Genomic DNA, 20,574 nt, shown 5'->3' on the forward strand with positions numbered 1-20,574 from the left:
GATCCTTACCGTATATAGGTTAAGGATAATCTTCCCGGACGCGCACGGGCTATATCCCAAATGGGATAGCCCTCCTCCCCTTCGGCTGTTTCCGTATAGATGATTGACGTCATAATTAATAATATGTAAACAATAAAACCTGGCCTGCTGTGGAGTCCGGCCGCCCTTCGCTGCATAGCCAAAAACGGAGCCGCTCATCGGCGGCTCCGTTGGGTCCTGTTTTATATCAACAACTCTCGCTTATTCACCCGGTACTTCCATCAAGGCTTCTGACGCTGCCCGTATCGATGCAGCCGATGCCGCCACGTTCTCCAGCGTGGATTGGGGATTCAACAGAACGGCTTTGGCTTCCAGGAGGGCCGAGTGGAACACCTTCCAGCTTTCCTTGGTGTACTGCTGCGGGTCCCGGTCCAGGTTCGCATCAAACAGCTGCTGCAGCTTCTCCTTGTTGACCTCCACTTGATTGCTGCCTGTAATGACGTCGATCCCGTCCACCACCAGCGTGCCGCCTTTTACAACGACTTTGGCCGTGTGTCCGTTATTTTTCAGCCCCCGGAGGCTGTAAGAGGTTTGTCTGTCGCCTCTCGGATGAATTCTAAGATTCTCTTCGATTAAGATTCCGTCCACATACAGATCGATGAGTGCATCGGACGTCGCTCCGAAGAGATTGAAGCCGGACCCGTCAAAATGGAAGATCATCCGGCTGCTGTTCGCGCTGTCCACTTTAGGCGTACTGTAAATCCGGACTCCGCGGTAATCCATGTAGTCTTCTTTTCTCACATTGTCCTTCAGCGAAACCTTCAAGGTGTGCGGCTTCTCCTCCAGGCCTCTTACAGAATACATCACGCCGTCGGGATTGACGCTGTAATTGCCCGCGTCGGCACCGTCAAGCTCAAAGTTGTATTGGGACAGAACGCCGGTTCCGGCCAGATAATCCAAGCCCGTACCGGTGAAGTTGATCAGCAGGTACGGTTCATCGTTGAAGTGGGCCCAGGCATTCGTGTCGTTGGAGCCCCAGGTGCTGCCATTCTTACGGTAGGCATAGACGGTGTTTTCCACGGTCCCGATCTGGGCTTCATCGGTTACTTTCACGATGTCCTTCGGCGCTAAGGTTTTGACTGCGGTAACAGGGTCCGTCGTTTCGATTTCCGCCTTGGTGAAGCTGGCATACTTCTCTTTGACCACTACCTTCACTGTGTGCACCCGATCTTCAAGACTCTCCGCAGACCAGACCATTCCCTGAACCTCGCTGTTATTGACATAGTTCGCCTCGCCGGCCAGCACACCGTCCAGATACACGTCCGCTTTGCCGTTGGAAGGATTGGTCACGCCGAACAGCCTGAATTCCGTGCCTTTGAATTGAATTTCAAAGGAAGTCCCTGCAGATCCCCAGGCATTCACACTGTTGGACGGCCAGCTACCGGAGTAGAAGACTTTGTTCAGCGTCCCCTGCACCTTGGTGGAATCCTTGAAGCCTACGGTCACCCCGTTCCAGACCGGCACGTCGGTTTTGGCCGTCATTAGGGTGCGGTTCAAATGAGCATAGCCGGATTGGGTATAATCCCACTTGCCTACATACCCGATAGGATTGAGCGGATCCGTGCTGCTCAGTGCCTCATCTTCCGTATCGAACTTCCGGCCCTGTGCGCTGTCATATTTATCCGATTCGTAGGTGTAACCCTTGATCGGTTCGATCCTCAGATTATCGATCAGCGTTTCGTAATACCCGGACCCTATCGCGACCCGGCCGGCCATGACCGTTGACTCCGCGTCCGTATAGGAAGCGACCGGTTCTCCATCCAGATAGAACGTGAATACATTTTCTTTGGCTTCCAATGCGGCATTGTGCCATACCTTGTTATCGAAAGCCTCGACAGCACCGCTGTTGACTACCTTCCCGAGCTTAAGAATCTCATAACGCCCGTCCGCAAAGATCCTGGCATTGTAAGGGGCATGGGAATCGGCTCCGCCCGCCTTGACCTGCCGCACCCCGATCAGGGCATAGTTGCTTCTTCCCGGGACTTCAGGGGTGTGAGTGTCCAATAAAAAGTCGTACGACACTTTGTAGTTCACCCAGCGGTGATCGCCCAATGTCGTGGTCGGGTTGCCGGCCGAAGCCGCTCCGTCCTGCCCGCCCCATACGGCCCACTCGGCACCGATAATGTCCGGCGTGATTTGCTGCTGCAGCATCTGGCCGTGAGCCTTGGCGTCCGGGATGTCCAGATCTTCCCTTGCCGCACTGCCGCTTGTCACCGGCTTGGTTGCCTTTCGGACCACTTCGAAAGCGGCCGTCTGGTCTGTGGTATAACGGGGAGTGCCCCCGCGGCGGTCGACATAATCTCGGCCCTTCGCATCGACAGGATAGCGGTCGTATTCAAAATCATCGGTATACGGCAGCGGCAGAATGGTGTCTTGGGACAGATCGGCAGGCTGTGATGAGTACTCGAAGCCTTCCACCTCGGACTGCTTATCCAGTGTGGTGACGGTCACGATGGAGTACGGCTTCACTTCGATTTCATATGTCCCATTGCTTGGTGTGATGCGGCCGATTGCTTTAAACCAGTTCGCATCGTAAGCCTGTCCGGCCTCCGCCCCGCGCGTCTCCCACACATAGACGGGCGCATTTTCTTTCCCGCTCAGATTCTTGGCTTCCATCCTGTACTTACGGGCCTGCTTGGTGTTGTTGACGAATAAGGTGGTATAATCGCCTGTCACAGGATCCTTGAGGGTCATATAATTATGCGTGCTCGTATCGACATCGACACCGCCGTCGAAGAACGCACCGTCACTGTAGGTCGCATCCTTCAAGATCATCCAGCGCTCATTCTCAGGTGTGGTGTGATCGTCCTGACCCACGAAGTTCATCACATGACGAACCCCCTGCAGCCCGCCGTCCACCTCATAGAAGCCGGACCATGGATCATACGCGCTGATCAGGTGCTTCGGGTTGTAGGAAGACCCTTCATAAAAAGCGGCCACGGAAGGCTGGAAGTCAAAGGAAACCGCACGCAGCGGATGGCTTCCTGCGCCTGTCCAGGAATACACGGAAATGATCCGCGAGGTCACGTCGAGAATGCCTGCTTTTCCTCCAAGCCCACCGTAGTGGGGTTCCATCTTCTCGCGGTAACGCGCATTAATCATGGGGGCGATGCCCTCGGACACCCACACTTCCTTTGGCTTCTTGCCCGCGGCAATCAATTGATTCTGCAGCTGGGTGAGCTCACTGGACCCGGTCAGGCCGTAGTGGGAGCTGATGACATCAATCTCATCGATCAGGTCGGGATGCTCCAGCAGGGTTCGGCTGATCGTTGCCGTGTCCCGGTAGCCGTCTGCGGCAACCAGCTTGATCTCCTTGTAGTCCGTCTCATAATTCGGTTCTTCCTTGATGCGGGAAGTGAAGTATTTCAGCCAGTCCACTTCATTTTTGCCGTTATTATTGATCGCCCTTTCATTCTGGGAGATCCCTACGTAATCCAGCTTAAACCCATATTCCTCATGGACGGCGTCGATCGTTTGTTTATACCATTGGTACCGGTTCTCATACTCGCTGACGGCTGCACCGTTCCATGACCAGCGGGGTTCGCCCCAACGCAGGATTTCGGTGGTAATGTCCGGATTGATCGATTTGGCATCGGCGGCGAACTGGAACCCCGCTCCCCGGAGCACGTTGGCCGGTTCATCCGCATACCGCATCGTGGCAGGCTCTGTTCCTGAAGAGGAATTCACATCGGCGCCGAGCTCTACTTTGACGTGCGTCAATCCCGCCCCGGTGTTTTTATTGAACAGCTTGTTCATGATTTCCCAATAGGCCTTCGGATTCTCTTCCTTATAATCGAGCAGCAGACGGGAGGTATTATTGGCCGTTACCGTTCCAAAGCCCTTAAACCGGTTATATGTATCTACATTTTGTCCATCGATGGTAATGGTTTTGGTGATGGCTTCAGCCCGGGATACCTCGGGCCCCATCAAGACAACACTTCCCAGCAGCAGGGAAGTCACACTGAGATAAGAGATCGCTTTTTTTACCGTTCTTCTTTTCCGTACCATAGTCTCATCCTTCCTCTCATCCAAGGCATGATTAAAGCGCATTCATTTTATTGCACTTTGGCTTCCCTCTCCCGGTTTTCCTCACGAACGCCCCCTTTCGGACTGCATTATCCTCTATCCTCGCAGTGGTTTCATTATTTCACAGGCGGTTTTGGTTTTTATATCATTATTTTGACTATCTTTCCTGTTATTTTTACCATGCGCCCGGCTGAGAAGCTTCTTGCTTGTTCGTTCCGCATAAAAGAAGCTTCTTGCTTGTTCGTTCCCAAAAAAAGAACCCGGTGCGCGCACCGGGCTGTACAGGAACTATGGAGGGATTACCGTTTATGGATGGCCAATTTGCTGCACTGCGTCAGCAGGTTAAGTTTTTTGACAAAGGCACCGTACAAATCCGGATGCTGGGGCTGGAGCGGAACGAACGCTCCCTCATCGTATCGGAAGATACATCCGTTCGGGCTGTATAACACCCACTCTATGTTTACACCGGGGTTTTCCGTATGTTTGAACAGCTTCTGGAGAATCAGCGGTTGAATCAGCTGAATCATGTCCCGTATATCTCGATCTGCCTCATCATTGAGATTCAACAGGTGGACCCTATGCTTCCTGGAATCATAAGCGACATGGACCCCCGTTATCCCTTCAGATGCCATATTCAGCAGATGTACCGTCATTCATTGTGCTCCTATCATTCGGTAATATAAACAAGGGAAGAAGGCTTCCTGGTGCCGGCTGTAAAAAAAGCCAAGGTAAAGGAACGCTTCCCGAGGCTTCCGGAGTCGGTGTTCCCACCCGTGTCCGGCTCTACGACAGCAGCTGCCTCTCTCGGCTTGAATATTACTCCATTTTGGAGGCAAAGTAAAACTTCATTCGGCTCAAATTCGGGGGGATTTTAAGCCGATTTAGGGGTATGCAGCGTTTCCATCGCTCACAGGCTCCTGTTTCTTCAGCCAGGCCTCCGCATCCTTCCTTTTGCGAATAATCCCAAGCGGTTTTCCTTATCGCTCAATTCTTCAATTCTTGAAGGATTCAACGCATTGCTCAAAATTTTCGATTTGCACCTGGTTGCCGATGATGACCATCAGGTCCTTTTCCTCGATCAGATCTTCTGCGGTTGGCGCGACAATCACGCGGTTCTTCTTATTGATGGCCACCACGCTGAATCCGTACTTCTGCCGGGAGTCCAGCTCCTTCAGTGTGAGGCCGGATAACTCTCTGGGAACGGTTAATTCCGCAATCCGGTAGTCATTGGACAATTCTATGTAGTCCAGCAGATTCGGATTAATCAATTGATGGGCCACCCGGACTCCCATATCCCTCTCCGGAAAAATCACCCGGTCCACCCCGATGCGTTCGAGAACCTTCCCGTGCAGCATCGAAAGAGCCTTCGCTACGATCATGCGGACACCGAGATCTTTCAGCAGCAGGGCAGTCATAATGCTTGCCTGAATGTCATCTCCAATCGCGACAATCACACAATCCATATTTCGAATCCCCAAGGATCGAAGTACTTCCTCTTCCGTTGTATCCGCAACCACCACATGGGTGAGCCGGTCGGCCATATTGTTTATGATTTCTTCGTTTTTATCTATGCCGAGGACCTCGCAGCCTTCGTTCATCAACGTCATCGCCAAACTGGATCCGAACCGCCCGAGCCCGATCACCGAGAACTGCCTCATCTTCATGATTCATCCCGCCTTACCCATTCTTTTCACTCCATACCATCCCTCTATTTCCATTTTTATATACCCTCCCCGGGCCATGGCTTAGATATGATGCGTTTGAAAAGAGGACAAAAAGAGCAGGCCGCCGTGATACGCTCCCCATACGGTAGACAGGTGAAATAATAAAAAACCTGTTACTGTAAGGGGAGCTTTTTCATGTCTAAAGAAAAATACTGTGCTACGGAGAAACTTGCTATCCTTGAAGAAGTTTCAAGTGGAAAAATTGGTTTTATCGCTGCAACCAAAAGATACGGTATGAATAAAACAACTTTAATGAAATGGCAGCGTCGTTATAAGCTATATGGGTATGAAGGACTGGAAAGAAGTACTCGCAATCGAAGTTACAGCGCTGAGCTGAAGCTTCAAGCGGTGAAAGATTATGTAGAGGGTGGATTGTCAAAATACCGGATCATCGACAAATACAGGATCTCAAGTACAACGCAGCTTTCTAACTGGATTAAGAAGTATAATGGTCATAGCAGCTTAAAAGCCTACAAAGGGGAAGCACAAGCTATGACAAAGGGTCGCTCTACTACGTGGGATGAGAGGATCGATATCGTCCACTATTGCCTGGCACATCAGCATGACTATCATAAGACAGCTGGCCAGTTTCAGGTCTCCTACCAGCAAGTATATCAATGGGTGAAGAAATTCGAAGCCGGCGGTGCGGATGCTTTAAAGGATGGCCGGGGGCGAAAGAAGGCGCCGGAAGAGATGACGGAGGCAGATCGCCAGAAGCTCGAGATGAAGAAGATGGAATACGAAATGGAGAGGCTTCGGGCGGAGAATGCATTTCTAAAAAAGTTACGGGAAATCCAAAGGAGGCGAAGCTAAGCCAATATCGCCAAGAGAACGTCTACCTTGCCATCCAAGCGCTTCAGGAAGAGGAGTCGATCAGCATTCAACTTCTGTGTGAAGTCGCAGGAGTTGCACGCTCAAGCTATTACAAATGGTTAAACCGCAAACCCAGCTCTCGTGAGCAGGAGAATGAGCGGCTGACAAAGATGATGATGTCCATATATGAAAAAGTAGAGAAAACCTTTGGGTACCGCCAATTAACACTCCACATGCGCAAGGAAACCGGACAGACGATTAACCATAAACGCGTGTACCGGCTGATGAAAGTCAAGGGAATCCAGTCGGTCATCCGCAGGAAGAGAAAGAAATACCCTCATTCTACTCCCCAGCACGTGGCCGAGAATGTGCTGAATCGTAATTTCCAAGCAGCTGAACCCAATGAGAAATGGGTAACGGATGTAACAGAATTTAAATACGGCAACGGTCAGAAAGCGTATTTAAGCGCGATTCTCGATCTTCATGATAAATCCATCGTCTCCAGAGTAGTGGGGCATTCCAACAACAACCCACTTGTTTTCGAGACGTTGAAGCAAGCCTTGCAAGCAGCTCCAGGAAGCAAACCAATGCTTCATAGTGACAGAGGATTTCAATACACTTCACTTGACTTCAAAAAGCTTTTGGACGATAACGAACTGACTCAAAGTATGTCCCGGGTTGGGCGGTGTATCGATAACGGGCCGATGGAATCCTTCTGGGGGACCTTAAAATGCGAGAAGTATTATCTACACACTTACCAAACCTTTGAGGAGCTTGAGAGAGACATTCTGGCTTACATCGATTTTTACAATAACGAACGATTACAAGCAAAACTAAACGGCCTCAGTCCAATGGAATACAGGACCAAGGCCGCTTAAGATTTTTATTTTTTGTACTGTCTACTTGACGGGGGGCTGTTCACCGAGGCCTGCTCTCCATTTTGCTGCAAGTAACGATATCGGGTAACCGTGACGGTGATCCTACACCACGGAGGATCTCTCTATATTCACCTGCGCCAGGACTAACCGCACCGGGTTCGCCAGCGTATCGCCAACCGGGCATTTGCTTTCAAGAAACCGTATGAATTCGCTGACCTGATCTTCGGAGGAAGGCGTGCCGATCCGGAAGGTGTACCGGATCTCGGAGTACCCGGGGCGAACCTCGGACCGGTTGAAGAAGCCGTCAAGATCGATCTCCCCTTCCACTTCCACCGAGAAATGCTCCAGTTGAATACCGAATTTGGGGGCATACACCCTGGCCACAATGGATTGGCAAGCGCCCAGGGAAGCAAGAAGCGCTTCGACCGGATTCATCCCGGTATCCGTTCCGCCGAGTGAAGCCGGTTCATCGATCAGAATCTCAAAATCCCGGGCACGGGCCCTGACCTGCACTCCATCTTGCAGGTAGGCTGAAGCCTTAAAGGTCTGAACGTTTGGCATACATTGTCCTCCTTAGGGTAATGAACGGCTTATCATATAGACTCAGACGTAAGTCATCACTTCGGCTCCGCGTTACTTGTTCCGCCTAAGCGCTTCGATCTCCTTGCCGGCGCCTTCCTGAGCCTTGCGCAGGACCGTGTTCACATCGGTGCCGTTCAAGGCAAGATCTTCCGCCGCTTTCGTCAGCCACTTGCCCGCTTCCGCATCGTACTCGCTCGGGGAGGTAACCTGGCGGGGCTCGACCTTGAACACACTGCCGAGGTTCTTCCCTTGGAGCACCTCGATGTCCGCACCGTATTCCTGCTGCAGCTCCGGCTTGTGAATCGAAGGAACCCTGCCGTTGCGTGCGGCCTTCCTCTGCACTTCATCGCCGAGCGCCGTAGCGATCACTGCGAACGCTTCGTCCTTATGCCTGCTATGCTTCGAGATCAGCAGGGAATGAATGCTCCCGCTCACCTTCGGTTCCTCATAATACGGCGGCGGCGCGAGGTCCCAGTTCAGCTCCCTGCCCTCCTTGCGCAGCTCCTCGAGCGGCCCGATCATATTCGCCAGGTACGATACGCGCATTGCCAGCGTCTGGTCCTTCATGAAGGTGTCTTTGTCATAACTGAATTTCCCCTCCGGTCCGACAAAGCCGGGGATCTCGTAGGCCTGCTTCAGCGTGGAGAACACCTTCGACCAGCCCGCCGACTGCAGCGCCGCCCGTCCGGACTGCGGATCGATCAGAGGCAGGGACAGACTGCGGGCCACCTGCGCCGGGCCTCCGGGATCGATTCCTATGTACCTGATCCCATCCTCGCTCCGGGTGAGCTGCTTGCCAAGCTCCAACGCTTGGTCCCACGTCAGCCCCTCGGCCGGCGGGTAAGGCACCCCGAACTTGTCGAAGATGTCCTTGTTATAGTACAGAATGGACAGATTATGCGAGAACGGCAGAGCCACGAGTTCCCCCTTGCCGGAGTAGGAGCGGATCGATTCGGTCAGCACCGGCTTCAGCCGCGAGAGGTCGAATCCGTGCTTCTGAACGAGTCCGTTTAGATCCTCGACTGCGCCCAGCGTGGTAAACCGCGTATAGGACCCGTCGCTGGTATAGATCAGGTCCGGCAGTGTTCCCGAGCTCAGCAGCTCTTCGGGCGTGGTCTCGGGCGGCGGGGTGATCCGTTTGAGAGTGATATGGGGATGCGCCTGCCGGACGGGTGCGGCAAAAAATTGCTCGAATTCCGTGTTGGTCAGCGTATTGCCATAGGTATAAAACGTCAGCTCCACCGGTGCAGCTTCCGCTTTGGCCTGGGGCTGCGCCTGCTCTGCCTCCCGGTCGGCAGACCCGGCGCAGCCGGAGAGAGGCAGGGCGAGCACAGAGAGCAGTACCGCGGATCTTCGGATCAAGGAAGGAATCAAGGAATAACACCGCTCCTTTGGCTGAAAAGTGAGAATAGGAGTGAGGCTGAAGAGATCAGGAAGATCTTCGGCTCTGCGGCGGCAGAATGCGGTCGATGAAGGGCGTGCGGTCCACCGCAGCCAGCTTGGTGCGGCCCGGTCCCCAGCCGATCGTCCGGCGCCAGCTGCCAAGCGTGCCCGCGGCGGCCAGATCTTCCTCTCGTACGCCTTCGTTCTCGTCCGCCAGCGGCGACACATACAGCGCGTCGGCCGGGCAGTAGGCTTCGCAGATGAAGCACGTCTGGCAGTCCTCCTGCCGGGCGATCACGGGCAGGCCTGTCGGGCCGGCATCGAATACGTTGGTCGGGCAGACCTTGACGCAGAGCCCGCATTCGACGCACCGTTCCGAGCTCACCACTTCGATCATGTTCGCACCTCCTCTTGCAGGGTCTCTATCCTGACGGCCGGCGATCCGGGGACAGCTTCCGGCCGCAGCCGGATTCCGCCGATCCCCGAGACGATAAGCCGGTGCTGCTGCAGCGGGTCCGCCTGCGGGTACTCGGCCAGCGTATGCATGCCGCGGGTTTCCCGCCTCCCGAGTGCCGCCGAATACATCCAGCGTGCGGCCGCAGCCATCGCCGCCGCTTCGCGCGAACGCACCCGCGCCTGCACCGTATCCGGCACGGCGCCGCCCATCCCGCTCCACAGCGCGTCCAGCCGCTGCAACGACTGCTTCAGCACCGGCACGCTGCGGTAGTAGTTGATCCCGAGCGGGAATACTTCGCGCTGGACGCCTTCGATGACGTCCTGCGCCTGGAAGGAGCCGGCAGCCCCGGCCTCGTACGCTGCGGTACCGGCCGTGCCGGCGGGCCGGGCGAGGCGCTGCCCCGCATCCCTGCCCTGCGAGAGCGCATACCGGGCGGCTCCGGCACCGGCCCAGGTGCCCGAGGAGATCGCCCAGGAGGCGTTGTAGGCGCCTCCCCCGGAGATGGCTCCAGTGACCCGCTCCCGGGTCGCCGCGTCGCCGGCGGCGTACAATCCGGGCACGGTCGTGGAGCAGTCGTCTTCGGTGAGCCGGAGGCCCCCGGTTCCGCGTACGGTTCCTTCATACCGCAGCGTCAGCGGGAAGGGCTGGGTGAACGGATCGATGCCCGCCCGGTCATAAGGCAGGAAGAAGATCGCATGGGACTGGCGAAGAATGGACCGCTTCTCCTCCGTATCCGCTTTGTCCATCACTGCGAAGACCTTCTTCCCCTCGTGGAGCAGCCGGTGCAGCCCTCCCCGATTGCCATGTCCTTCCAGTTCCTGGCCCTCTTCGTCGTACAGTGTAGCCCAGTTCAGCAGGCGGCCGCGCGTTACCGTCCCGAAGGCGGCGCTCGGCGCATACTGCCGGGTGAATTCCATGCCGGAGAGCTCGGCGCCGAGCTCGGCGGACATGAGCAGCCCTTCGCCGGTCAGCACGTTGCAACCGAGACCCTTGCTCAGGAACGCGCAGCCGCCGGTGGCGATGACCACGGCATGGGCCCGCACCGTCCACTCCCGGCCGTCCAGGCGGGAGACACCCCGGGCACCGGCCGCCCCATGCTCATCGCGGAGCAGTTCCAGAGCCGGGGACTGATCCAGGATGCGGACGCCGGCTTTGGCGGCGGCCCTGCGCATCAGCTTCATGTACTCGGGCCCCTGCAGGTGGTTGCGCATCGGCGTTCCGTTCTCGTCCCGGACGAACGGATAGCCCCAGGATTCCACCAGGAGCAGGCTGGTGTAGACCTGGTCGAGCACCCGGTGAATCCAGCGCTCCTCGGCGAGATAGCCGCTCGCCTCCACCCGCTGGCGGACCGCAGCGTCCCGCAGTTCCCTGTCCGGAGGCAGCACCAGCAGATTGGTGCCGCCTGGCGCCGTCGCCCCGCTTGAACCGAGGTAGCCTTTGTCGGCAAGCACGACCTTCGCGCCTTCCCGCGCGGCACTCCATGCCGCCCAGGCGCCTGCAGGCCCGCCGCCAATGACGAGGACGTCTGCGGTGAATTCGATGCCCTGTGTTCCACTCATTCGCTTGTTCACACTCCTCATCACAGTCTGCATACAGACGAATCCTTCTCTTCTTCGCACGGCCTTCACAAAAAAAGGAGGCATTCCCTAAGCGGGAAAGCCTCCGGTGGTCCGGTAAGGATGGGAAGGTTGTTTGATTGGCTACATCATATCACACAATTCCCACCTGTCAACTATGTATTCGTGTTCCGCACGTTCCCCACAAAAATCGGTTGACATGGAAAATATCACCGGATAATATAGGGTCTAATCCCGACTTTAATCCTTGGTTATTGGACCGTTTGCCGGGCAGCCCCATAGTTCCTGTCTACTAGTCCACTAGAGATGTCCATCCCTCGCCGCCCGCGGCAGGAAGGATATCTCTTTTATTTTGCTCCGTAGTAAAGGAGCCCGAATCATGACCCTGACTTCCCGCACGCCACCCTGAAGGCGGCGTTTCCACGGATGCCGAGTCCGCTGTCATGCGCATCCTGCCTGCAAACTCGATTGTTCAACTGCTGAACGATACGATCCAGGGGATCATCCCCGTCATTCTTCCCATGAAGGCGTGGATGGCGGAGTCAACCGACTGACCGTACCGACGGAGACGCTCCGGATGCCGGGCGTCTTTGATTTCAACCTATACATACTTAGCCATGAGGAGGAAGAACGACATGACCCAAGTATTGACCGTCCAGGAATTTACGATATTCTCACCGGAGGGAATACCCATCCACGGGATTATTCATGCCCTGGAGGACGGCGTGCGCAAACCGGTGCTGATCCTGAGCCACGGCTTCCGGGGCTTCAAGGAATGGGGCTTCTGGCCGCAGTGGCGAACGGCTTTGCGGAGCGCGGCTTCTACACGGTCCGCTTCGACTTCTCGCGGATCGCCGTGAAGAACAGCGGTCCGGGGAACGTCTTCTCGAGGAATCGCTGACGGTCTCCAGGGAGCTTGGCGACCTGGAGTCGCTGTTGTACGCCGTCCTGGGCGGAGCCCTGCCGCTGGCCGGGGAGGCGGACTCCGCGCGGATCGCCCTGCTGGGCCACAGCCGTGCCGGCAGTTCTAACCTGATCTTCGCCGGCGAACATGACAACGTCTCGGGCGTGGTCGTCTGGAATGGCGGAGCCACGCCGTCCGCCCAGGTCAGCGGCCAGCCACGCCCGATCGCCGAAGATATCGAACTGCATGCGGAGCGCTTCCATATTCCGACGCGTCTCGGCTCGCTGAAGATTCCGGTCTTGGCGGTGCAGGGGGCTGCCGATGCCGAGCGGGTGCTGGAGAGCTTCCGACTGCTGCAGGAAGCGGCGCCGGAGCAGACGTATGTATCGATTCCGGGGGCGGACCATTTCTTCGGGATCGTGCATCCCTATCAGGGCACGACGCCTTATCTCGAGGAAGCATTCGAAGCGACGGCCGGTTTCCTCACACAGCACCTGCTGAAGAAGGAAGCTTAGACGCGGATGCCAAGGAGACAGCTGCGGATATCCGCACTGCCTTCTTGGTTTGTTTATGTGTCAGAGGAACATCTTCGCGCAGGCTCTTCTCTCCCACCTTCAACACTAGACGGCTTCACCCTCCTCGAAGGAAGGTGAAGCCGTTTGTCTTCCTGGGGACTGGGGACGCTTAGCAGGAATGACTTTAGGCTTCCGTCCCCTCCTTTGAAGGAAACTTCCCTTCAATGAGACTCTCCGCAAGCGGCCGCCGGCCGTTCGGCACATCCCTTTCCTGCAGATCGGCCGGCAGAGCATCCTTGCTGCCTTTGTAGCCAAGGGCGATCACAGCATGGAGCTCGATCTCCTCCGGTACGTTCAGCACCTCCCTGGCGAGCGGGCGCTCGAAGCCGCCGACAGCCCGGGTGTTCAGCCCGAGCAGATGGGCCTGCAGAGCCAGGGTGCCCCAGGCGGCCCCCGTATCGAACGCGTGCTGGCCGTTCGGCTCGCCGTCTGCTTTCAGCTTGGAGGAGGCGATGAGCACCAGCACGGGCGCATGATCGGTCCACTGCCGGTTGCCCGGCTTAATGAACGATGCGAACGCCTGGCGCTGCTCTTCCGTTCGGGCTACGATGAACCTCCAGGGCTGCTGATTGCTCGCCGAAGGCGCCCAGCGCGCCGCTTCGAGAACGGCATGAAGCACTTCATCCGGCACAGGGCGCTGATCGAAGGCTCGGGAGGACCAGCGGTTCGGGAACAAGGGGGATACGCCGGTTTCGGGCTGACGGTGAGGCGCTACCTCGGGCGAGAGCACGTCAAGGCTGTGGTAGACAGCAATGGGTAAGGTGGTCATGGGGGATCATCTTCCTCTCTATGTATCGTTCTGTTTCGTAGTGGACCGCCTCCCGACCGGCGGGTGGGCAGACTGTTATCCAATGAAAAAGGAGGCCTCCTAGTGGTCAGGGGCCTCCAGTTTACTGGTAGCTTCGTTTCATTTATCCTATTAATACGGGTGGAATAGTTATAAATCTAGCATAAAAGAGAAGCTCCGTCAATGGGGGAGCCTACTGAAGGGTACGCTGTGCCGGCTGCCTGCAGCTGCTGCATGCTGCAAACCCTTACTCCACTTTACCGGTCCCTCCCTTTACTCGTTCTTCTTCAGCCGCTCCACGTCTCTTGCGATATTCTCATCCGCCTTGCGCAGGGCCGTGTTGATATCGATCCCGCCCACAGCAACGTCCTTGGTCGCTTCCGTCACCCACTTCGACACCTGGTCTTCGTATTCATGGATACGGTGCGTTTTCTGCTGCTCCCCGATGAATACGCTCCGGACGTTTTTGTCCTTCAGCACGGGGATATCCCGGCCGAACTCTTCTTCCAGCTCCGGATTGATGACTGCCGGCACGCGGGCATTCCGGGAGAGAAGACCCTGCACTTCATCGGTCAGGATTTCCTTGACCGCAAGGAACGCCTCCTCTTTATGCTCACTCTTGTTCGAGATGACAAAGGAGTGCACCTGGGCCTCCCGGGCCTTGCCGAGCTTGTTGCTGAAGTTCGGGATCGGCGCCAGATCCCAGTTAAATTCGGTACCCTGCTGTCTGAGCTCTTCCAGGGGGCCGACCATGTTGGCCAGATTCGCCACCCGCAGCGCGACCTTGCGGTCCTTCATGAAGGCATCGCGGCCGTAGACATACTGGTTATTCGGGCCGATATACCCGGGCACCTCATAGGCTGTCTTCGCAAACTGGAACAAGCGGGTCCACTCGGGATTCCGGCTCAGCAGAGGGGCTCCGCTGTCCGAATCAATCACGGGCAGTGCCACGTTGCGCGAAAGGTCAAGAGGACCGCCGGGGTCATAGCCGATATAATCCACCCCGTTGTCCGAACGGGTCAGCTGCTTCCCCAGCTCAAGCAGCTCTTCGAGAGACAGCTGCTTATCGGCCGGCGGGTACTCCACCCCGAATTTATCGAATATATCCTTGTTGTAATACAGGATGGCCTGATTGGCATTGAAAGGGATGGCGACAATCTCGCCGTTCTTGCCGAATTCTTTGATATGATCGTACAGCACCGGCTTCAATCGGCTCTCATCAAACTGGTGCTTTTGAATCCAGGGCCGCAGGTCCTCGACCGCCTTCAAACGAAGCAGCGGGTGCGGATTGATGATCAGTGAGAGATCCGGGATGGGCCCCGAAGTGAACACCTCCTCGATCGTGACTCCGGATGGCGGTTCGATCCGCTCCAAAGTGATATGCGGATACCTCTTCTTGACCGGTTCGGCGATCAGCGTGCGGAACTCGGTGTTGGTAAGTGTCGGACCGTTGACGTAGAACAGCAGCTTGACCGGCTCGGCGGAGGACGGGGGGCCGGCTGATTCTCCCGCTGCTGCAGCCCCGGATGGGGTCTCCGGAACGCTGCCTGCCGATGCGCAGGCGGAGAGGAGCAGGCTCAGGCTGAGGAGCGGAAGGCACGTCCGAAGAAGGGAATGAACCAATGATTTCGAATGGAACACGGGTTGAGCACCGCCTTAAGAATGAATTTATTGGTTTATTCAATGAAATAAAATCGATCGTGCTTGCTTCGAGTCCGGGTATTGGACACCTCCTTTTTCTCCATGCGGGTTCTCCCCCATCACGGCTTTTCTGCCCTAGAATAAAAAAAGAAGGAGACGCAGCAGGTTGCCAGCTCGTCTCCGGTTCGACCGGTGGTCCGGTATGCAATTATAATTCCAATCAAATTACTTTGATATATCGTAGCGAATCGTGCGGCCTCTGTCAATGCTATTGACAGACCTTGAAGATCCATGCTATATTCCATTTCATACTATTTCTATCCGATTTGTTTACATACTTCCTACCGGACATCCGGAGACCAGCCCTGCTGCTGCGTCTCCTTTTTTTGCGTCCCCCGTACCCGGCTGGCGCAGTGTCAACCCATATCCCAATGAATGAGGTGCTGAACATGAGTTCATCCGACCGCAAGCTGCATTTGAATGCGTTCCTGACCGGTACCGGCCATCACGAAGCATCCTGGCGCTATCCGGGCACGTCTCCGGAGCGGGGCCTGGATATCCGGCATTACCAGAAGCTGGCCCAGACTGCCGAACGGGGGCTGCTCGATTCGGTTTTCCTGGCCGACGGCTATGCGGGACGCAGCGCCGGGAAGCTGGAGCCGTTCACCCAGCTGTCTGCTCTGGCCGCCGTTACGGAGCATATCGGTCTGATCGCCACCGTCGGCACGACGTATAATGAGCCTTTCCATGTAGCGCGCAAATTCGCTTCGCTTGATCATATCTCCGGAGGCCGGGCGGGTTGGAACATCGTGACCACGGGAACGGAGTCCACCGCTTTTAACTTCGGGCTCGACGTTCACCCGGAGCATGGACTGAGGTACGAATATGCGGAAGAGTTCGTCGAGGTGACGAAGCAGCTGTGGGACAGCTGGGAGGATGACGCGCTGGTCTTCGACAAGGAAGCCGGTATCCAGCTCGATCAGGGTAAGGTGCACGAGATTCACTTTAAGGGAAACCGTTATTCCGTCAAGGGCCCGCTTAACATCCCCCGCCCTCCCCAGGGCTACCCTGTACTCGTTCAAGCCGGCTCTTCCGAAAGCGGCAAGGAGCTCGCCGCCAAGACGGCGGAAGTCATCTTCACCGCCCAGCAGACTCTCGAAGAGGCGCAGGCCTTCTACGCGGATGTGAAGTCCCGACTGGCCAAGTATGGCCGTACACCGGACCAGCTGCATATCCTGCCGGGTCTGAGCCCCATCATTGCCGACACGGAGGCGGAAGCCCGCGAGATCGAGGAAGAGCTGAATGCGCTCATCAACACGGAATCGGCGGTGAAGCGTCTGTCGGAGCGCGTCGGCATCGATCTCAGCGGCTATCCGCTGGACGGGCCGATCCCCTACCACCTGCTGCCGGGCATAGATGCGATCAACGGGCGCAAGGGCCGCTACCAGCTTGTCGTCGACCTGGCCCTCAGAGAGAATCTTTCGATTCTGCAGCTGACCCGGCGCCTGGCCGGAGCCCGCGGGCATATCACCTTCACGGGAACCCCGCTGCAGCTTGCCGATCTCATCGAGGATTGGTTCCGGCACGGCGGCGCGGACGGCTTCAATCTGATGCCGCAGCTGTACCCGAGCGGTCTCGACGCGTTCGTTGACAAGGTCGTACCGGAGCTGCAGAACCGCGGTCTGTTCCGCACAGCTTATGAGGGCACGACACTCCGCGAGAACCTCGGGCTTGCCCGTCCGGCTGCGGTGAGGCCGGCGCCCGCGTTGGAAGCCGGAGCCTGATTGAAGGGAACACGTATGTCTACACAGAGTACAATGCATGTTTGGTTCATATGTTAGAGATCAGATAAAAGAACCTTGGAGGCTATGATGACCGACATTCTGAACGCGCTTCAGTCGCACCGCTCCATCCGAAAATTCCAATCCACCCCCATCCCTGCCGCTGATCTGGAGCAAATCCTGCTCTCCGCTCAGGCGGCCTCCACCTCCTCGAACCTCCAGGCGTACAGTGTAGTCACAGTGCAGGAGCCCGGCCGCAGGGCCAGGCTTGCCGAGCTGGCCGGGAACCAGGCCTATATAGAGGAAAGCCCGCTGTTCCTCGTATGGTTAGCCGATCTGAACAAGCTGCGGACAGCCGTGAAATTCCACGAAGATGTGGAGCTGCAGACGAACACGGAGCTGTTCCTGCTCGCCTCCATCGATGCCGCACTGGCCGCCCAGAACGCGGCGGTCGCTTCCGAAGCCTTGGGCTACGGCATCGTCTATATCGGCGGTATCCGCAACAACCCCAGGGAGGTCAGCGACCTGCTCGAGCTTCCTCCGCTCGTCTATCCGGTCTTCGGCATGTCGGTCGGCGTGCCCGATCAGGAGCCGGACCTCCGGCCGAGGCTTCCGCTTGGTGCGGTCGTCCATTCGGAGGTCTACCGGCAGGAGGAGCTGGAGACGGGGATCCGGGCGTATGACGAGACGACACGAGAATATTACGCGAAGCGCAAGGGAGGCCCGAAGTTCGGGGAGACCGTTTGGTCCAGAGAAGTGCTGAGACGGCTGGAGCCGGGCCGCCTGCGCGGACATCTCCACGGCTTCCTGAGCGAGCAGGGCTTCGAATTGAAGTAGGCAGAGAAGCAAACCCGGTTCAACGATCCGCAGGAATGGCCAGCACTGGTGAGGTGACTGCTGAATATGAATGATTCACGCAAGGGCATTCAAGCTCATTTCAACGTGTTCTTAAGAGGTGCGGGACATCATGCGGCGGCCTGGAAGCATCCGGCCTCCATCCCGCAGGAGGATCTGGATCTCGGCTATTACGCCAATATTGCCCGGATCGCCGAACGCGGGCTGTTCGACGCCCTTTTCACAGCCGACAATTATTCAGGCCTCGGCCGCCGGCTGGAGCCTTATACACTTCTGTCTGCCCTGGCCGGGCTGACAAAGCATGTAGGGCTCATCGCTACCGTGAGCACCACATATAACGATCCCTACCATGTCGCGCGCAAGTTCGCCTCCCTCGATCATATCAGCAAGGGCCGGGCTGCCTGGAACATCGTCACCGGCCATTCGGCTTCGGACGCGGCGAACTTCGGCCGCCCGGATCACCCGGACGTCCGGCAGCGGTATGCCCGGGGACGGGAGTTCGTGCAGGTGACCAAGCAGCTGTGGGACAGCTGGGAGGAAGATGCGCTGGTCTACGACCGGGAGGCCGGCAAGGCCGTCGATGAGGACAAAGTGCATGAGATCGACTTCCTGGGTGAGTACTATTCGGTCAAGGGCCCGCTCAATATCCCCCGTCCTCCTCAGGGCTATCCCGTCCTCGTACAGGCCGGCTCCTCCGAAGGCGGGCGCGAGCTCGCCGCCGAGTCGGCGGACGTCATCTTCACGGCGCAGCAGACACTGGGGGCGGCGCAGGAATTTTATAACGACGTCAAAAGGAGGCTCGCGCGGTACGGCCGAACGTCCGATCAGCTGCTGATCATGCCCGGTCTCTCCCCCATCGTAGCGGACACCGAAGCGGAGGCCCGGGACATTGAGGACGAATTCAATGCCCTGCTTGATCCGAAGCAGGCGCTCCGCCGGCTGTCCGGCTACTTCACCGTAGACTTGACGGAGTATCCGCTGGACGCTCCGGTTCCGGTGGACAAGGCGAAGCCTTACGGCTCCATCACCACCGGCATTACGAGCCGCCAGGAGGTGGTCGTCGATGCGGCGCGCCGGGACGGGATGACCCTCCGCCAGTTCCTTGCCCGCAGTGCGGCAGGCCACGGGCATGTGTCGTTCACCGGTTCCGTGCTGCAGACGGCAGACTTCATCGAACGGTGGCTTCGCAGCGGAGGCGCGGACGGATTCAACATCCTTCCCCACATCTATTACAGCGGCTTCGAGACGTTCGTGGATAAAGTGATTCCCGAGCTGCAGAACCGCGGTTTATTCCGCACCGCTTATGAGGGAAAGACGCTCCGGGAGAACCTCGGGCTGGCCCGTCCGGACAACGGGCATAAGGCGGCGTGGGCGCTTCGCCGTCAGGCGGAGAACCTGCAGCCTCTGCAGACTTGAGGCCGCAGGCTTTACTCCTTGACGGTCCACACCCATATTGCCTGAAGCATCATCACCAAGGGATTCAGCGGCTCAGCCGCATCCACATACATAGCAAGATCACTACATTTCCATTTTGGGGAGGAATCATCATGACAGTGTCTTACCGGAATTTGGGCGCAAGCGGGTTAAAAGTCAGCGAGATCAGCCTCGGCTCCTGGCTGACCTACGGCGGGTATGTTGAACGGGAGAACGCGGTAAACTCCATCCGCAAGGCGTACGATCTCGGGATCAATTTCTTCGACACGGCCAACGTGTATGCCAAAGGGGAAGCCGAGGTCGTCGTCGGCGAGACGCTCCGCGATTATCCGCGGGAATCATTTGTGCTCGCTACCAAAGTGTTCGGGAAGATCGGGGACGGCCCGAACGACCGGGGCTTGTCCCGCAAGCATGTGACCGAAGCCGCCAACGCCAGCTTGAAGCGGCTAGGCACGGACTACGTGGATATCTATTACAGCCACCGCTTCGATCCCGAGACGCCGCTGGAAGAGACTCTCCGGGCGTTCGACGATCTCGTACGCAGCGGCAAGGTTCTCTATGTCGGCGTCAGTGAGTGGACAGCGTCACAGATCACCGAAGCTTTCTCCATCGCAGACAAGTACCTGCTGGACCGCATCGTGGTGAACCAGCCGGTGTACAACCTCTTCGACCGGTATATCGAGAAGGAGATCATCCCGCTGGGCACACGCAAGGGCTTCGGCCAGGTCGTCTTCTCGCCGCTGGCCCAAGGCCTGCTTACGGGCAAATATACTTCGGTCGAAGGGTTCCCTGAGGATTCGCGTGCGGCGAAGCACGAGAACTTCCGTAAGCGGATCACAGAAGACAAGCTGCACAAAGTCTCGAAGCTGACGGAGCTCGCCCGGGAGCTGGACATCACGCTGAGCCAGCTGTCCCTGGCATGGATTCTGCGCCAGCCGAACGTCTCCAGCGCCCTGATCGGTGCGAGCCGTCCCGAGCAGGTCGTGGAGAATGCTGCGGCTTCGGGCATCAAGCTCAGCGGAGAGACACTGGAGCGCATTGAAGCGATCCTTGCCGAAGAAGCCCCCTCTCCTGCCGTGACCGCTTAATCTCGGATCATTCGCATGGATACTGCATTA

The 20,574-nt window shown here is 57.1% G+C and carries 16 protein-coding genes; 7 read left to right on the top strand and 9 right to left on the bottom strand.

The window, feature by feature from the left end; all coding sequences use genetic code 11:
- Window positions 1–240: 240 nt before the first annotated feature.
- The 3 genes from PM3016_RS19360 to PM3016_RS19370 form a co-directional block, all read right to left on the bottom strand.
- Window positions 241–4,047: an S-layer protein gene (locus PM3016_RS19360; protein WP_014370615.1), complete on the bottom strand. Its 3,807-nt coding sequence runs from the start codon at window positions 4,045–4,047 to the stop codon at window positions 241–243.
- Window positions 4,048–4,364: 317 nt separating this feature from the next.
- Window positions 4,365–4,718 (bottom strand): hypothetical protein, encoded by a 354-nt coding sequence (locus PM3016_RS19365; protein WP_014370616.1) that lies wholly within the window; start codon window positions 4,716–4,718, stop codon window positions 4,365–4,367.
- 339 nt (window positions 4,719–5,057) lie between these two features.
- On the bottom strand, window positions 5,058–5,729 hold the full coding sequence (locus PM3016_RS19370) for a potassium channel family protein (RefSeq protein WP_013918187.1): 672 nt from the start codon (window positions 5,727–5,729) through the stop codon (window positions 5,058–5,060).
- A 195-nt stretch (window positions 5,730–5,924) separates the two neighbouring features.
- Here PM3016_RS19370 and PM3016_RS41450 point away from each other — a divergent pair.
- Window positions 5,925–7,480 (top strand): IS3 family transposase gene (locus PM3016_RS41450; RefSeq protein WP_420798945.1). Its coding sequence is split into 2 segments (ribosomal slippage): window positions 5,925–6,576 and window positions 6,576–7,480, totalling 1,557 coding nucleotides; the frame shifts between segments, so codons are not numbered across the junction.
- A 102-nt stretch (window positions 7,481–7,582) separates the two neighbouring features.
- On the opposite strand, the gene PM3016_RS19385 is transcribed toward PM3016_RS41450, so the two are convergent.
- From PM3016_RS19385 to PM3016_RS19400, 4 genes are all read right to left on the bottom strand, one after another.
- Complete coding sequence (locus PM3016_RS19385; protein WP_014370617.1) at window positions 7,583–8,041, bottom strand: OsmC family protein; 459 nt, start codon at window positions 8,039–8,041, stop codon at window positions 7,583–7,585.
- Window positions 8,042–8,113: 72 nt separating this feature from the next.
- Entirely contained in the window at window positions 8,114–9,436 is a 1,323-nt protein-coding gene (locus PM3016_RS19390) for an ABC transporter substrate-binding protein (RefSeq protein ID WP_014370618.1), read from the bottom strand.
- A 55-nt stretch (window positions 9,437–9,491) separates the two neighbouring features.
- The gene (locus tag PM3016_RS19395; protein WP_014370619.1) at window positions 9,492–9,842 is read right to left on the bottom strand and encodes a 4Fe-4S dicluster domain-containing protein; all 351 of its coding nucleotides are present in this window, start codon (window positions 9,840–9,842) and stop codon (window positions 9,492–9,494) included.
- The gene (locus PM3016_RS19400; protein ID WP_041619181.1) at window positions 9,839–11,461 is read right to left on the bottom strand and encodes an FAD-dependent oxidoreductase; all 1,623 of its coding nucleotides are present in this window, start codon (window positions 11,459–11,461) and stop codon (window positions 9,839–9,841) included. The genes PM3016_RS19395 and PM3016_RS19400 overlap by 4 nt, the downstream gene beginning before the upstream one ends.
- A gap of 653 nt (window positions 11,462–12,114) precedes the next feature.
- Here PM3016_RS19400 and PM3016_RS39900 point away from each other — a divergent pair.
- Window positions 12,115–12,339, top strand: coding sequence for a hypothetical protein (locus tag PM3016_RS39900; RefSeq protein ID WP_238540249.1), 225 nt, complete (start codon window positions 12,115–12,117; stop codon window positions 12,337–12,339).
- A gap of 76 nt (window positions 12,340–12,415) precedes the next feature.
- A complete protein-coding gene (locus PM3016_RS39905; RefSeq protein WP_238540250.1) occupies window positions 12,416–12,898 on the top strand; it encodes an alpha/beta hydrolase family protein in 483 nt (160 codons plus the stop codon).
- Between the two features lie 184 nt (window positions 12,899–13,082).
- Here PM3016_RS39905 and PM3016_RS19410 read toward each other — a convergent pair whose 3' ends face one another.
- Both PM3016_RS19410 and PM3016_RS19415 read right to left on the bottom strand, forming a co-directional pair.
- Window positions 13,083–13,727: a nitroreductase family protein gene (locus PM3016_RS19410; RefSeq protein ID WP_014370621.1), complete on the bottom strand. Its 645-nt coding sequence runs from the start codon at window positions 13,725–13,727 to the stop codon at window positions 13,083–13,085.
- 291 nt (window positions 13,728–14,018) lie between these two features.
- Window positions 14,019–15,386 carry an ABC transporter substrate-binding protein gene (locus tag PM3016_RS19415; protein WP_014370622.1) on the bottom strand — a complete coding sequence of 456 codons (1,368 nt, stop codon included), beginning with the start codon at window positions 15,384–15,386 and terminating at the stop codon, window positions 14,019–14,021.
- Between the two features lie 449 nt (window positions 15,387–15,835).
- Between PM3016_RS19415 and PM3016_RS19420 the strand changes: the two genes are divergently transcribed.
- From PM3016_RS19420 to PM3016_RS19435, 4 genes are all read left to right on the top strand, one after another.
- Window positions 15,836–17,170: an LLM class flavin-dependent oxidoreductase gene (locus PM3016_RS19420; protein ID WP_014370623.1), complete on the top strand. Its 1,335-nt coding sequence runs from the start codon at window positions 15,836–15,838 to the stop codon at window positions 17,168–17,170.
- 87 nt (window positions 17,171–17,257) lie between these two features.
- Window positions 17,258–18,004 (top strand): oxygen-insensitive NADPH nitroreductase, encoded by a 747-nt coding sequence (gene nfsA, locus PM3016_RS19425; RefSeq protein WP_013918198.1) that lies wholly within the window; start codon window positions 17,258–17,260, stop codon window positions 18,002–18,004.
- Between the two features lie 66 nt (window positions 18,005–18,070).
- A complete protein-coding gene (locus PM3016_RS19430; protein ID WP_014370624.1) occupies window positions 18,071–19,438 on the top strand; it encodes an LLM class flavin-dependent oxidoreductase in 1,368 nt (455 codons plus the stop codon).
- A 137-nt stretch (window positions 19,439–19,575) separates the two neighbouring features.
- A complete protein-coding gene (locus tag PM3016_RS19435) occupies window positions 19,576–20,544 on the top strand; it encodes an aldo/keto reductase family protein (RefSeq protein ID WP_041619483.1) in 969 nt (322 codons plus the stop codon).
- Window positions 20,545–20,574 lie beyond the last annotated feature (30 nt).

Source organism: Paenibacillus mucilaginosus 3016 (genome assembly GCF_000250655.1).
Taxonomy (GTDB): Bacteria; Bacillota; Bacilli; order Paenibacillales; family NBRC-103111; genus Paenibacillus_G; species Paenibacillus_G mucilaginosus.

Bases quoted from the DNA above. Each gene is read 5' to 3' on its own strand.
- PM3016_RS19360 (WP_014370615.1), bottom strand. From the start codon at position 4,047: ATGGTACGGAAAAGAAGAACGGTAAAAAAAGCGATCTCTTATCTCAGT.
- PM3016_RS19395 (WP_014370619.1), bottom strand. From the start codon at position 9,842: ATGATCGAAGTGGTGAGCTCGGAACGGTGCGTCGAATGCGGGCTCTGC.
- PM3016_RS39900 (WP_238540249.1), top strand. From the start codon at position 12,115: ATGACCCAAGTATTGACCGTCCAGGAATTTACGATATTCTCACCGGAG.
- PM3016_RS19400 (WP_041619181.1), bottom strand. From the start codon at position 11,461: ATGAGTGGAACACAGGGCATCGAATTCACCGCAGACGTCCTCGTCATT.
- PM3016_RS19385 (WP_014370617.1), bottom strand. From the start codon at position 8,041: ATGCCAAACGTTCAGACCTTTAAGGCTTCAGCCTACCTGCAAGATGGA.
- PM3016_RS19420 (WP_014370623.1), top strand. From the start codon at position 15,836: ATGAGTTCATCCGACCGCAAGCTGCATTTGAATGCGTTCCTGACCGGT.
- PM3016_RS19430 (WP_014370624.1), top strand. From the start codon at position 18,071: ATGAATGATTCACGCAAGGGCATTCAAGCTCATTTCAACGTGTTCTTA.
- nfsA (WP_013918198.1), top strand. From the start codon at position 17,258: ATGACCGACATTCTGAACGCGCTTCAGTCGCACCGCTCCATCCGAAAA.
- PM3016_RS19410 (WP_014370621.1), bottom strand. From the start codon at position 13,727: ATGACCACCTTACCCATTGCTGTCTACCACAGCCTTGACGTGCTCTCG.
- PM3016_RS19365 (WP_014370616.1), bottom strand. From the start codon at position 4,718: ATGACGGTACATCTGCTGAATATGGCATCTGAAGGGATAACGGGGGTC.
- PM3016_RS19370 (WP_013918187.1), bottom strand. From the start codon at position 5,729: ATGAAGATGAGGCAGTTCTCGGTGATCGGGCTCGGGCGGTTCGGATCC.